General features: G+C 63.9%; 12 protein-coding genes. 8 read left to right on the forward strand and 4 right to left on the reverse strand.

Features of this window, described 5'->3' with window-relative positions:
- The first annotated feature begins 5 nt into the window (after positions 1 to 5).
- Positions 6 to 656 carry a helix-turn-helix transcriptional regulator gene (locus tag WHT83_RS09030; RefSeq protein WP_406873581.1) on the forward strand — a complete coding sequence of 217 codons (651 nt, stop codon included), beginning with the start codon at positions 6 to 8 and terminating at the stop codon, positions 654 to 656.
- A 6-nt stretch (positions 657 to 662) separates the two neighbouring features.
- Positions 663 to 1,502 carry a thermonuclease family protein gene (locus WHT83_RS09035; protein ID WP_406873582.1) on the forward strand — a complete coding sequence of 280 codons (840 nt, stop codon included), beginning with the start codon at positions 663 to 665 and terminating at the stop codon, positions 1,500 to 1,502.
- Between the two features lie 36 nt (positions 1,503 to 1,538).
- Here WHT83_RS09035 and WHT83_RS09040 read toward each other — a convergent pair whose 3' ends face one another.
- Positions 1,539 to 3,188, reverse strand: a complete 1,650-nt coding sequence (locus WHT83_RS09040) for a lysine--tRNA ligase (protein ID WP_183264051.1) — start codon at positions 3,186 to 3,188, stop codon at positions 1,539 to 1,541.
- Positions 3,189 to 3,346: 158 nt separating this feature from the next.
- Here WHT83_RS09040 and WHT83_RS09045 point away from each other — a divergent pair, with 158 nt between their 5' ends.
- Positions 3,347 to 3,760 (forward strand): tellurite resistance TerB family protein, encoded by a 414-nt coding sequence (locus WHT83_RS09045; RefSeq protein WP_108610050.1) that lies wholly within the window; start codon positions 3,347 to 3,349, stop codon positions 3,758 to 3,760.
- Between the two features lie 9 nt (positions 3,761 to 3,769).
- On the opposite strand, the gene WHT83_RS09050 is transcribed toward WHT83_RS09045, so the two are convergent.
- Positions 3,770 to 4,612 carry a transporter substrate-binding domain-containing protein gene (locus tag WHT83_RS09050; protein ID WP_183264050.1) on the reverse strand — a complete coding sequence of 281 codons (843 nt, stop codon included), beginning with the start codon at positions 4,610 to 4,612 and terminating at the stop codon, positions 3,770 to 3,772.
- 432 nt (positions 4,613 to 5,044) lie between these two features.
- On the opposite strand from WHT83_RS09050, the gene WHT83_RS09055 reads away from it, so the two are divergent.
- Positions 5,045 to 6,988: a glycosyltransferase family 2 protein gene (locus WHT83_RS09055; RefSeq protein ID WP_406873583.1), complete on the forward strand. Its 1,944-nt coding sequence runs from the start codon at positions 5,045 to 5,047 to the stop codon at positions 6,986 to 6,988.
- A 3-nt stretch (positions 6,989 to 6,991) separates the two neighbouring features.
- Here WHT83_RS09055 and ppk2 read toward each other — a convergent pair whose 3' ends face one another.
- Positions 6,992 to 7,930, reverse strand: a complete 939-nt coding sequence (ppk2, locus tag WHT83_RS09060) for a polyphosphate kinase 2 (RefSeq protein ID WP_406873950.1) — start codon at positions 7,928 to 7,930, stop codon at positions 6,992 to 6,994.
- 99 nt (positions 7,931 to 8,029) lie between these two features.
- Here ppk2 and WHT83_RS09065 point away from each other — a divergent pair, with 99 nt between their 5' ends.
- The 3 genes from WHT83_RS09065 to WHT83_RS09075 all read left to right on the forward strand — a co-directional run bounded on the left by WHT83_RS09065 (position 8,030) and on the right by WHT83_RS09075 (position 11,260).
- The gene (locus tag WHT83_RS09065; protein WP_406873584.1) at positions 8,030 to 9,307 is read left to right on the forward strand and encodes an ATP-binding protein; all 1,278 of its coding nucleotides are present in this window, start codon (positions 8,030 to 8,032) and stop codon (positions 9,305 to 9,307) included.
- 140 nt (positions 9,308 to 9,447) lie between these two features.
- Positions 9,448 to 10,173 carry a phosphate signaling complex protein PhoU gene (phoU, locus tag WHT83_RS09070; RefSeq protein WP_183264048.1) on the forward strand — a complete coding sequence of 242 codons (726 nt, stop codon included), beginning with the start codon at positions 9,448 to 9,450 and terminating at the stop codon, positions 10,171 to 10,173.
- A gap of 73 nt (positions 10,174 to 10,246) precedes the next feature.
- A complete protein-coding gene (locus WHT83_RS09075) occupies positions 10,247 to 11,260 on the forward strand; it encodes a magnesium and cobalt transport protein CorA (protein WP_108609352.1) in 1,014 nt (337 codons plus the stop codon).
- A 113-nt stretch (positions 11,261 to 11,373) separates the two neighbouring features.
- On the opposite strand, the gene WHT83_RS09080 is transcribed toward WHT83_RS09075, so the two are convergent.
- Positions 11,374 to 11,892 carry a GcrA family cell cycle regulator gene (locus WHT83_RS09080; RefSeq protein WP_108609351.1) on the reverse strand — a complete coding sequence of 173 codons (519 nt, stop codon included), beginning with the start codon at positions 11,890 to 11,892 and terminating at the stop codon, positions 11,374 to 11,376.
- Positions 11,893 to 12,245: 353 nt separating this feature from the next.
- Between WHT83_RS09080 and WHT83_RS09085 the strand changes: the two genes are divergently transcribed.
- Positions 12,246 to 13,439 (forward strand): aspartate aminotransferase family protein, encoded by a 1,194-nt coding sequence (locus WHT83_RS09085; RefSeq protein ID WP_108609350.1) that lies wholly within the window; start codon positions 12,246 to 12,248, stop codon positions 13,437 to 13,439.
- The last annotated feature ends 1 nt before the right edge of the window (position 13,440 follow it).

Genomic DNA, 13,440 nt, shown 5'->3' on the forward strand with positions numbered 1-13,440 from the left:
GCGCCATGCTCTCGCACGAACGTGTCTGGGCCGCGATCGATGCTCTCGCCGAGCGTTATTCGCTTTCGGCGTCGGGCCTCGCCAAGAAGGCCGGGCTCGACTCGACCGCGTTCAACAAATCCAAGCGCCAGTCCGTCGACGGCAGGCCGCGCTGGCCCTCGACGGAGTCGCTCGCCAAGATCATCGACGCCACCAATTCCTCGCTCGAGGAGTTTTTGGGTTTCGTCGAGCCGGTGAAGGCTACCGGCAAGGCGAGGGGCCGCGAACAGGCGGCGGGCGTGCCGCTGCTCGGCTTCGCCCAGGCGGGCGCGGGCGGCTTCTTCGACGATGCCGGCTTTCCTGCCGGCCAGGGTTGGGAGTTGATCGAACTTCCTGCGCGCGCCACCGACAACTCCTACGCGCTCGAAGTGCAGGGCGACTCGATGCTGCCGCTCTACCGCAACGGCGACGTGCTGATCGTCGAGCCCGGTGCTGCCGTGCGCAAGGGCGACCGCGTCGTGGTCAAGACGATCTCGGGCGAAGTCATGGCCAAGGTGCTGGAGCGGCAGACGCAAGGCGTGATCGAACTGCTTTCGCTGAACCCCGAGCACCCCAACAGGCGTTTCCAGACGGCCGAGGTCGAGTGGGTGGCCCGCATCGTCTGGGCGAGCCAGTAGGGATCCATGCGCCCCGCAGCCATAGCCATCGCCGCCGCCGGTTTCGGCATCGCCACCTTGCTCGTCTCGCTGGGCGGGCAGAGGCTGGCCGCCATCGAGGCGCCGTCCGTCGACGTCATCGACGAGGCCGACATCCAGCAGGGACTTCCGTCTGAAGATGAAGGTGAGGCGCTTCCACCTGAAGACGGCAATACGGCTGCCGTTGCGCCGTCCGCGCCGCAGGCCGAGCCTGAAGCCCTCTCGCGCGCCGTGGCGCCAGATGAAATCGTGCCGCCAGCGCTTGAGCAGGGCGGGCTGGTGCGCGAGGCGCCGCGGGCGCCGTTGAGCGAATTGAGCCTGGCCCTGCCGCCGAAGCCGAAGATGCCCGACGACTGGGACGGCACGACATTGTTCCGGCCGGTCGCCTCTGCCGCCGGCCTGATCGAGGCCAAGGGTTTCAGCGTGGCGATATCGGGCGTGACGGCTGTCGAAACGAGCGAGAAATGTTCGTTCGAGGGCAAGGAGTGGAACTGCGGCGTGCGTGCCCGCACGGCGTTCCGCAGTTTCCTGCGCTCGCGTGCGGTGGTCTGCGATGTGCCGCCCGATGCCGAGCGCGGCGTGATCGTCGCCAGGTGCCGCGTCGGCAAGCAGGATGTCGGCGAATGGCTGGTGGCCAATGGCTGGGTCAGGGCGGACGCCAACGGCCCCTATGCCGAGGCCGGCGCCAAGGCCGAGGCGGAGAAGAAGGGCATTTTCGGGGCGGCACCCGAGCGCATCGAAATGACGCTGTCGCCGAGCGGAACCAGCCTGCCCGAGGTCGAGGCGCCGCCTGCGACGGAGCCGGATACCAATAGCTCGCCGCAATGAATAAGGCCGGCTGCGACAGCCGGCCTTATTTCGATCTTACGCTGCCAGCTTGCCTTCCAGCGCGCTGCGGATCAGCGCCCGGGTCTCGGCGATGCCGTAAAGCGCTGCGAAGGAGCCGAAGCGCGGGCCGCGCTCCTGGCCGATCAGAACCTGGTAGATCATCTGGAAGAAGGCGCCGGATACGCCGGGGCCGCCTTCCGGGCTCTGCTTGGTGTGGTCCTGGTAGCGCTCGATCTGGCGGGCGACATTGAGCGAGGCGTTCTGGATGGCTTCACCGTCGGCACCAGCCGGCAGCGCGCTGAGCGCCTTCTCCAGCGCTTCCAGTGCCGCACGTTCGACGTCGTCGGCCGCCCTGAAGGTCTTCGTCGGCTTCACGAAATCGTCGAAGTAACGGACGGCATAGCCGGTCAGCTTGTCGAGTTCCGGATGCGTCTCAGGCGTCACGCCGGGCGCATGGCGCGAGATGAAGCCCCACAACACGCCCTTGTCGTGCGCGTTGGAGGCGCTGACGAGGTTGAGCAGCATCGAGAACGGCACCGGCATGTCGACGACGGGCGGATTGCCCGAATGCATGTGCCAGACCGGATTGCCCAGGCGTTCCTTCCATGCCTGCCGGGGATAGGCGGAGAGGAAGCTGTAGTACTCGTCCACCGCCTTCGGGATGACGTCGAAATAGAGCTTCTTGGCCTGGCGCGGCCGCTGGTACATGTAGAGGCCGAGGCTTTCGGTCGGCGCGTAGGTCAGCCATTCGTCAATGGTCAGCCCGTTGCCCTTCGACTTGGAGATCTTCTGGCCGTTCTCGTCGAGGAACAGCTCGTAGACGAAATGCTCCGGCGCCCGCCCGCCGAGCAGGTTGCAGATGCGGTCGTAGATCACCGCATTGGTCTGGTGATCCTTGCCGAACATCTCGAAATCGACGTTGAGGGCTGCCCAGCGCATGCCGAAATCCGGCTTCCACTGCAGCTTGACCTTGCCGCCGGTGACCGACAGCGTGGTTTCGGTGCCTTCGTCGTCGAAGGTGATCGTGCCGGCCTTGGCGTCGACGTGCTTCATCGGCACGTAGAGCACGCGGCCGCTCTTGGGCGAAATCGGCAGGAACGGACTGTAGGTCGCCTGGCGCTCCTCGCCGAGCGTTGGCAGCATCACGGCCATGATCTGGTCGTAGCGCTCGGCGGCCCGCAGCAGCATCGCGTCGAACTTGCCTGCCCTGTAATACTCGGTCGCGCTGGCGAACTCGTAGTCGAAGCCGAAGGTGTCCAGGAAGCGGCGCAGCATCGCGTTGTTGTGATCGCCGAAGCTGGCATAGTCGCCGCCGAACGGGTTGGGCACGGCAGTCAGCGGCTTGTGCAGGTGCGGCTCGAGGAAGGCGCGGTCCGGCACGTTCTCCGGGATCTTGCGCATGCCGTCCATGTCGTCGGAGAAGCACAGGAGCCTGGTCTTGACCTTGTTTTCGGTCAGCACATGAAAGGCATGGCGTACCATCGTGGTGCGCGCTACCTCGCCGAACGTGCCGATATGCGGCAGGCCCGAAGGGCCGTAGCCGGTCTCGAACAGGACGGTCTCGGGAAGGCCGGTTTTCTTGTAGCGCTCGACGATTTTCTTGGCTTCCTCGAACGGCCAGGCTTTGCTTTCGGCAGCCGCCGCGAGGATTTCCGGGTTGAGATCTATTGAGTTTGATCTCGTCATGTCGAGAGCCCTTTTTATTTGGGCGGAAATTCCGCCGAAGACGGCCATGCTCTATGCGTGCATGCCGCGGGCGTCAACGATTCCGCCCATTTTTCGTTGCGGGAGGGCCGCGGCGTTCCTAAGTTCTGGTGGCATTCAACCCCGTTCTGGAGAATTTCATGCCCATGCCGACCGCCCACGAGGCGCTGATCTACCTGATGGTCGTCACCTCCGCATCGGACCGCGACATGACCGATGTCGAGCTGGCGCGGATCGGCGAGGTGGTCAGGACATGGCCGATCTTCCTGGATTTCGACGCCAAGCGCCTGATTGCGGTGGCGCAGGATTGCCAGATGATGCTGCATGCCGACAACGGCCTCGACGATATCCTCGACACTGCAAGGCGGGTGATCCCCGAACGGCTGCACGAGACCGCCTATGCGGCCGCCTTCGAGGTTGCCTCGGTCGATCTCGAGATGCGCATGGAGGAGGTGCGCGTGCTGCAGCTTTTGCGCAAGCACCTCAGCGTCGACGCCCTGACGCTTGCAGCGATCGAACGCGCCACCAAGGCGCGCCATCGCACGCTGACCTGACGGCGTCAGCTAAAAGAAGCTGACCGGGAAATACCTGAGATAGAGTTCGGCGAAGGTGCCCTTGGCCGAGATCTCGTGCAGCGCGTAGTCGAAGGCGGTCGCAAGGGCCGCGTTGTCCGGCTTGGCAGCGATCGCCAGGCCGGTGCCGAGATATTCCGGCGCCAGGTAAGGACCGCCGGCAAAGCGGCAGCAGCCGGCGGCATCCGTGCCGGCAAGCCAGAACGACAGGCGCATGCCGTCGCCAAAGACAGCATCCAGCTTGCCGTCCTTGAGGTCGGCATTGAGCCAATCCGGCTTGGTGTAGGTCACAACCTTCACACTGCCGAAATAGTCGCGGAGCACGCGCTCATGCGCCGAGCCGGCAAGCACGCCGACGCGCTTGCCCTGCAGCTTGTCGACCAGCGGCTCGCTGACGGCTTGCGCCTTGCGCATGATGAAGCGCGCCGGGAACTGGAGATAGGGCCGCGAGAAGGCGTATTTCTCCCGCGTCGCCGCGGTCGCCGGCACACCGGCGATGATGGCCTCGCCTTCGCCCGAATTCAGCGCGCCGTCGAGTTCGGCCCAGGGCAGGGCCTGGATCTGGCATTTCTCGGCAATGCCGAGTTCGGCGCAGACCGCGCGAGCGAGGTCGATATGGAACCCCGACAGCCTGCCGCTCTTGTCGATGAAATTGAAGGGCGGAAAATCGGTCGTGGTCAGGAAACGCAGCCGTGGCAGCGTCGACAGGTCGGGCTTCTGCAGGCGCTCCTTGCTGTCCCACAACACCGGCACTTGCGGTTCGGCTGCCTTGGCCGGGCCAAGCAATGCTGCGAGCGAAAACGCGAACGCAAGCAACTGCGGTGCGGGTTTCATGAGTGCGCTCCGGCCCTGGCTGACGCGTCGCTCCTGCAAGCGACGATGTGGTTCGACGTCTCTCACAGAGCGTTTCCGCATCCGGATGGATGCGCTGGACTCTGAATGGTTGGCAAGAGCTTTAGCGCGTGAAGGCGGCCAGGAAAAGCAATTGTGCAGCAGCGCAATCCGAAGCAGCTGAATTTCGCAAGAGATATATCATGATATATTGACCGAGGAGAGTCTCACCCGTTTGGAGCATAGCGTCCGGGGTGGCGATATGCATTATTGCCGCGGGGTTAGTTGCAGCACTGGGGATGTTGCAATGAGACTGGACCGGTCGCCGCGGGGGGGATGCACGCGAACGTGCAGGCTGCGTCAAGCAGTCGGTGCGGCATGGTTCGATGACTATCGAAGTATCCAAATTTGCGGCTCGCAGGCCGTGGGTGCGTGATGGTTGCGACGGACTCCAGTCACGCAGCCATCCGCCCCTCTTTTTCTGTCGGCTCTCCCGAACAGACTTTCCTTACAGAAGCCAACGACAACAGCCACGGTGTCTACGAACTTGCGCTGGCGAACTTGCCGGAGTTGCAGCCAGCACTTGATCGGCTCGGACTTCCGCTCGCAAAACGCCTCGCATTCGCTTCGCGCGCGGCCTTCCATGGCACGACCTTCCAGACGGAATTGCTGGCATCCGGCGAGGTCCCGGAGCAGGCCTTTTTTGCGGCGATGGCCGACGAGATCGGGATCCAATGCCTGACCTCGATCGATCCGCAACGGCTGCTGATGACCGACGAGGCCTGTTGGGCGCAATTCCACCGCACCGGCCGGGCAATATTTGCCAGACTGTGCGAGGCACCGGGACGCCACACGGGGATTGTTGCGCCGGACCAGGCGGGCTGGCGCCTGCTGAAGCAGCGCTGCCAAGCCAGCCCGGATCTCCGGATGCGCATCAAGGTGGCGGCACCATCGCTACTGCGGGAAGCCTTGCTGGAGCGCTCTCGCCCGATGCTGACGCGATTTGCGGTGGGCAATCTCCACGACAACAGGCCCGACTGTTCGGCACGCAACGTGTTCTGGCCGTGGCAGACCTACAGCCTCGGCATGCTGACGGTGTTGTTGCCTTTCGCCGTCGCCACCGTGCCGATGCTGGCACTTTTTGCCCTGCACCTGTTGCTGGTTTCCTTTTTCATCGCCTGCTCCGCATTGCGCGCCATCGCCGCGATCGCGCGTCCGCCCGTTGTGCAGATGCCGATCTCGCTGCCGCTTTCGCCCGACCTGCCGGTTTATTCGGTGCTGGTTGCACTCTACCGCGAGGCCGACGTGGTGCCCGACCTGCTCGTCGGGCTCGGCATGCTGCAGTGGCCGCGCAGCAAGATCGAGATCAAGCTGGTGTGCGAGGCGGACGATACCGAGACCATCGCGGCGATCAGGGCCCACTCTTTGCGCGCCTGCATCGAAGTCGTGCTGGTGCCGCCATCGCTGCCACGCACCAAGCCCAAGGCCCTGTCCTATGCCCTGCCGCTGGCGCGCGGTGAACTGGTCGTGCTCTACGACGCCGAAGACAGGCCTCACCCGATGCAGCTCGCCGAGGCCTGGCGGCGCTTCGAGGCATCCGGCCGCGAACTGGCGTGCCTGCAGGCGCCGCTCGAAATCGCAAACCGGCGTGCCGGCCTGATCGCCAACATGTTCGGTTTCGAATATGCGGCGCTGTTTCGCGGCCTTCTGCCCTGGCTCGCCCACAACCGGATCATGCTGCCGCTGGGCGGCACGTCGAACCACTTCCGTCGCGAAGTGCTCGACGAGGTCGGTGGCTGGGACCCCTACAACGTCACCGAGGACGCCGACCTTGCGCTGCGTCTGGCCCGCCATGGCTACCGCTGCGAGACGCTGTCCTGCGCGACCCGCGAGGATGGCCCCGAGGACCTTGTCGCGTGGCACAATCAGCGCGTCCGCTGGTTCAAGGGCTGGATACAGACCTGGCTGGTGCATATGCGCGAGCCAAGCGCCTTGGCCTCTGAACTGCCGCTCGTTTCTTTCGTCGTCACGCAGATCTTGTTTGCCGGCATGGTGCTGTCGTCGCTGCTGCATCTGGTGCTGATCGCGATGCTGCTGGGCCTGGCCGTACAGGTGCTGTTCGACGTGCCGATGAGCCTGTGGCAGTCCTATCTCGTCGCCTTCGACGTCATCAGCATCCTGCTCGGCTATGGCGCCTTCCTGTTCCTCGGCTGGCTGGTGCTCAAGCCCAGGGACCGGCGCGGCTTCTGGAAGCTGTGCCTGTTCACGCCGGTCTATTGGACGATGCTGTCATGGGCGGCATGGTGTGCGCTCTACGAGCTCTGGCGGCGTCCGCACCATTGGGCGAAGACGCCGCATCGCAAGGCTCGGGCGTTCTGAGCTTCAATCCTTCAGGAATTTCAGGCCCTCGGCGATGATCTTGCCGTCGGGCCGGCCGACCTCGTCGAGGTCGCGGCCGTCATAGGCCAGCGCACGCAGGATGTGGCGGATGACGGCGATCCGTCCGCGCCGCTTGTCATTGGCCTGCACGACAATCCATGGCGCGTGTTTGGTGTGGGTCTTGTCGACCATCAGTTCGATCGCCCTGGTGTAGTCGTCCCATTTGCTGATGCCGGCGATGTCCATCGGCGAGAACTTCCAGCCTTTCAGCGCACTGTGGCGCCTGTCGTGGAAGCGCTTGAGCTGCATCTCCTGGCTGATGTCGAGCCAGAACTTGAAGAAGTGGATGCCTTCGTTGACGATCATCTGTTCGAAATGGGGCGTCTCGTCGAGAAACTGCCGGTGCTGTTCGGGGGTGCAGAAACCCATCACCGGCTCGACGCCCGCCCGGTTGTACCAGGAGCGGTCGAAGGTGACGAATTCGCCGGCCGTCGGGAACTGTGCGACATAGCGCTGGAAGTACCATTGGCCGCGTTCGGTCTCGGTGGGCTTTGTCAGCGCGACGTTGCGCGCCGTGCGCGGGTTCATGTATTCGCGCACCGCAGAGATGGTGCCGCCCTTGCCGGCCGCGTCGCGCCCCTCGAACAACACCAGCACGCGCTTGCCGGTGGCCTGCAGCCAGGCCTGCAGCTTGACCAGTTCGACCTGCAAATGCTCGAGCGTCTGCTCGTATTCCTTTTGCGGCAGCTTGTCGTCGTAGGGGTAGTTCCCTGATTTAAGCGCCTTCTTGTCGATCCAGTCGGGAAGGTTGGGGTCGTTGATGTCGAAGGTGCGCTCGTCCTTGCCGATCTTGATCTCGACCGGGCCGGCTTTCGGTGCCGCATCCGCGGTCGGAGCCGCATGGCCGGCTTCGGCCTTCTTGCTTTCCTTGTCTTTTTTCATGGTCACGGCACCTTTCCAGCTTGGCAAGTCATGCTATTGGGTGGCTAGGAAGCGGTCCAGAGGCTTCTTGAGGGCGCGCGTCGCCGCGGAAAAGTTCGTATGGCTGAGACCAGCACCCAGACGAGGACAAGGCGCACGGCGAAGCTCACCGCCGGTCGGCTCTACCAGAACCGCTGGATGCTTGCCGCGGCGATCCTTGCCGTCCTTGCCGTCCGCCTTTTTGGGGGAGCCTCGGGTGGGTTCACTGCCGCAACTATCGTCGCGCTCGTGCTGGTCGCGCTCATAGCACCGCGCACCCCGGCTGCCCGTCGCATGGCTGAAGCGAGCGCCCGCGTCGAACGCTCGCCGCTCGACAGGCTGTCGGGCGAAAAACTCGCCGCGGCGGTCGCCGAGCCGCTGATCATCTTCGGCCGCGACGGCACCGTGGTCCACGCCAACGAGGCGGCTGAAACCGCCTTCGGCGCCATCAGGCCCCCACTGCCCGTGCTGCTGAAATTCCGCGCTCCCGAGATGCAGGCGCTGATCGAGGCGGTACTTGGCGGCGAGGGAACGGCGCAGACGGCCGACTATGTCGAGCGGGTGCCGTTCGAGCGCGTCTATCGCGTCACGGCTTCGGCGGTTGGCCGCGGTACCGGCCTTTTCGTGCTTGCCTTCAAGGATCAGAGCGAGGCGCGCCGGATCGACCGCATGCGCGCCGACTTCATCGCCAATGCCAGCCATGAACTGCGCACGCCGCTGGCCTCCATCGCCGGTTTCGTCGAGACGCTGCGCGGACCGGCCCGCAACGATCCCAACGCACGCGACCAGTTCCTGCAGATCATGCAGAACCAGACCGGGCGCATGGCGCGCCTGATCGACGATTTGCTTTCGCTGTCGCGGCTGGAAATGAAGCCCTATCTCAAGCCCGGTGTGCGCGTCGACCTGCGCCAGACAGTCGAGGCGGTCATCGACTCGCTTGCGCCCCTGGCAGCCGGGACCGGCGTGGTGATCGAACGCGATTTCGCCGAAGATATGCTCGAGGTTCACGGCGATCGCGACGAGCTGTTCCAGGTGTTCCAGAACCTTCTGGAAAATGCCTGCAAATATGGCCAGTCGGGTGGTCGTGTGGTGGTGTCGATGAAGCGGTTGGCGGAAGGAACGCAGCCGGAGATCGAGGTGACGGTTCGCGATTTCGGCCCCGGCATCCCCGACGAGCATATTCCGCGCGTGACCGAGCGCTTCTATCGGGTCGACGTCGAGACGAGCCGCGCCCACAAAGGCACGGGGCTGGGTCTCTCGATCGTCAAGCATATCCTGACCAGGCATGGCGCGCGCCTGTCGATCCGCTCGAAGCTGGGCGAGGGCTCGGCCTTCACCGTCCATTTCCCCGTCGCCTGACTGCGATCTGCCCGCTTCCTGCAGGCCCTGCGGCAACTCGCAAGTTGCGATCCTTGCCCATTTCTTTTTTCCGTCATGTCGTTAGCCTATGAGTGCGGATTCAGGATCACGATTCCGCGCACATTCCAGGAAGTTCGCCGATGCTTACGCAACACACTGTCCGGGCCTATGACGAAGAACTGCAATTTCTGGCGAGGAAAATTGCTGCAATGGGCGGGCAGGCCGAGCGCATGGTCGATCAGGCGATCAATGCGCTCGTCAATGCCGACCACACCCTGGCCCAGAAGGTCGTCCAGGACGATCTGCTGCTCGACGAGGCCGAGCGCGAGATCGACGACAAGGCGATCCTGGTCATCGCCCGGCGCCAGCCGATGGCGACCGACCTGCGCGAGATCATCGGCGCGATCCGCATCTCGGCCGATCTCGAACGCGTCGGCGACCTCGGCAAGAACATCGCCAAGCGTGTGGCAGCGGTGGCCGAGGGCCGGCAACCGAACAGCCTGTTCCGCGGCCTGGAGGCGCTGGCCGAACTGGCGCTGACCCAGCTCAAGGACGTGCTCGACGTCTACGCGTCGCGCTCGGTCGAGCGCATTGGCATTGTGCGCGACCGCGACGAACAGATCGACGCCATGTACACCTCGCTGTTCCGCGAGCTTCTGACCTACATGATGGAAGATCCGCGCAACATCACGCCCTGCACGCACCTTCTGTTCGTGGCCAAGAACATCGAGCGCATCGGCGATCATGCCACCAACATCGCCGAGACGATCTACTACATCGTCACCGGCGACCAGATGCCGCCGGAACGGCCCAAGGAAGACAGGAGCCACGGCGTGACGCTCACCGACGATGGCAAGTCCGGCTGAGGCAGGCCCTTCTTCCCGGCGTGCGGAAGGTCTAGACTAGGAACGTGATCAGGCGGCCTCGCAGGGGTGCAGCATGACCGAATTTGCCAGGAAGTTCGACAAGAGCGCTGAACTGGAGGACGGGGTTGTCGCCTCCAGCGTCTATCTTGGCGGGCGCCGCATTGCCGACATCGCCATCGAGGAAGCCGGCGACTGGGCAGCAAGGGAAGGGCACGTCGTCTGGATCGGCCTGCTTGAGCCCAGCCGAGAGCTGCTGTTGCGGGTCCAGCAGCAGTTCCATCTCCACGACCTCGCGATCGAAGACGCCGAGCACCCGCACCAGCGGCCGAAGATCGAGCAGTATGGCGATGCGCTGTTCATCGTCGCGCGCACGGCACAGTTGGTCGAGGGGCGGGTGAATTTCGGCGAAACGCACATGTTTGTCGGCAAGGGCTACATCGTCAGCGTTCGCCACGGCGTCTCGACCTCATATGCCGCCGTGCGCCAGCACTGGGAGAGTTGCCCCAGTGCGCTCGCCAAGGGCGAGGACTTCATCCTCTATGCCATCCTCGACTTCATCGTCGACAACTACATGCCGGTGCTCGAGCAGATCGAGGAAGAGGTCGACCGCATCGAGGACGGCGTCTTGGCGCGGCCGATGACATCAAAGGACATCGAGCGGCTCTACATGCTGCGCCGCGACCTCTTGCGCCTGCGCAATGCCGCCGGGCCGCTGGTCGAGGTCTGCCGCAGGCTCACCAGCGCCGACCTGCCGCAGTTGCGCCCGGCCATGCATCCGCTGTTTCGGGACGTCACCGATCACATCCGCACCGTGCTGGAGAAGGTCGACAATTTGCGCGAGGTGCTGGCCTTCGCCTTCGAGGCGAGCCTTCTCGTCGGCCAGAGCCAGGAAACGGCGATTGCCAAGAAGCTCGCCTCCTGGGCGGCCATCCTCGCCGTTCCGACCGCTCTTGCCGGCATCTACGGCATGAACTTCGCCGACATGCCGGAGTTGCAGTTCAGTTACGGCTATCCCACCGTGCTTGTCGCCATCGCAACGATCTGCTCGGTGCTCTATTGGCGCTTCAAGAAGAACGGTTGGCTGTGAAAGAAGAGCGAATAGCGAATAGGGAGTAGCGAATAGAAAAAGGGCCTCGGGTCGCCTTGACGCCCCGAAGCCCTGAAACTTGTTCTATTCGCTATTCGCTATTCGCTATTCGCTCACCGCGACCGGCGGCGCTCGGAAGCCGGCTGGAAGGCGATCTTCGAGTGATAGCCGCAATAGGGGCCGCTCTCGCCGGCTTCGTTGCCGCAGAAGTTGAAGTCTTCGCTCAGCGGGTCGCCGTTCGGCCACTTGCAGGTACGCTCGTTGAGCTGCACCAGCTGGAGCCGGCGCGAAATCGGCACGACGACGTTTTCCACCGGGCGGAGATAATGGCGGGCAACCGGCTCGACGTCGAACTGCGCCTGCAGCGCGGTGGCGCCGATGCTGGCGGTGACCGTGCGTGTCACGGTTGCGGTGCGCTGCACCGTCTTGGTCGCGGTGGTCGCCGTGGTCGTCTTCTTCTGGCGCGCCGGGGCTGCCGTCGCGCGGCCGCGGCTCGACAGTTTCAGCCGGTGAACCTTGCCGATGACGGCATTGCGGCTGACGCCGCCCAATTGTGCCGCGATCTGGCTTGCGCTCAGACCTTCCGACCAAAGCTTTCTGAGAAGTTCGACCCGCTCGTCAGTCCAATTCATGAGACCGTGCTCCTGATTTAACGCGCAGAATCCGGAATCCTTTTCCGCCCCGGCAAGCCGGGTGGGCACCACATCTATTCGATGGATATGTCCGCCGCACGAAATCTAGTTATTTCTCAATTACAGTTATCGATGCGCTGACTCTGTGACAAGAGTCCCAGGGGTCTTCACGATTCGGTTTTTACGGTTTTCCCCAACTTGCCGAGTTCGACCTCGCTGCAGCGGCCGGGGAGAGATGGAACGCACGCGTCTATGCGACGTTTTCGTTGACTTTGTGGCCGAAAAACCTGATATAGCCCGCAGGGCCGCCGCTGAGGCGGCTTTTTGATTTTCCGGTTCCGGAGAGGCATATAATGAGCGGATCGGCGCTTTACGAGACGTTTGCTCGCGTACCCCTGGCTTTCGAGCGAGGCGAGGGTTCTTGGCTGATCACCGAGACCGGCGAGCGATATCTCGATTTCGCTGGTGGCATTGCTGTCAATTCGTTGGGCCACAGCCATCCGCATCTTGTTGCAGCGCTGACCGAGCAGGCCGCCAAGCTGTGGCACGTCTCCAACCTCTATCAGATCCCCGGCCAGAGCCGGCTGGGCGAGCGGCTGGCCGAAACTTCGTTTGCCGACCGTGTCTTCTTCACCAATTCGGGCGCGGAAGCGCTTGAGTGCGCGATCAAGACCGCGCGCCGCTACCAGTATGTGAACGGCCATCCCGAGCGTTTCCGCGTCATCACTTTCGAGGGCGCGTTCCACGGCCGCACGCTGGCAACCATCGCCGCTGGCGGACAGGCGAAGTATCTCGAAGGTTTCGGCCCGAAGGTCGAGGGTTTCGACCAGGTCGCCTTCGACGACATCGATGCCGCCGAAAAGCTGATCGGACCCGAGACGGCGGCGATCCTGCTTGAGCCGGTGCAGGGCGAGGGCGGTATCCGTCCGTTCCCCACGCAGTCGCTGAAGCGCCTGCGCCAGCTGTGCGACAAGCATGGCCTGCTGCTCATTTTTGATGAGGTCCAGTGCGGGGTTGGCCGAACGGGCAAGCTCTACGCCTATGAGTGGGCGGGTGTATCGCCGGACCTGATGGCGATTGCCAAGGGTATCGGCGGCGGCTTCCCGGTCGGTGCCTGCCTTGCCACCGAAGAGGCGGCAAAAGGCATGACGGCAGGCGTGCACGGCACCACCTTCGGTGGCAATCCGCTTGCCATGGCGGTCGGCAACGCCGTGCTTGACGTGCTTCTCGAAGAAGGCTTCCTCGAAGAGGTCAGCCGCAAGGCGTTGCTGATGAAGCAGGGTCTTGCTGCGGTCGCCGACGAGTTCCCCGATGTAATCTCGGAAATCCGCGGCACAGGGCTGATGCTTGGCGTCAAATGCACCATGCCCAATACCAAGGTGAACATGGCGCTGCGCGACCAGAAGCTGCTCGCAGTGCCGGCAGGCGAAAATGTGCTGCGTCTTCTGCCGCCGCTGACGACCACCGACGCAGAGATCCAAGAGGCGCTGGCGCGCATTCGCGCCGGAGCTGCCAGCCTCTCCAAGGCCGCCGCCAACGGCGGGTAAA

This window comes from Aminobacter sp. P9b (assembly GCF_045345995.1).
Lineage (GTDB): Bacteria > Pseudomonadota > Alphaproteobacteria > Rhizobiales > Rhizobiaceae > Aminobacter > Aminobacter niigataensis.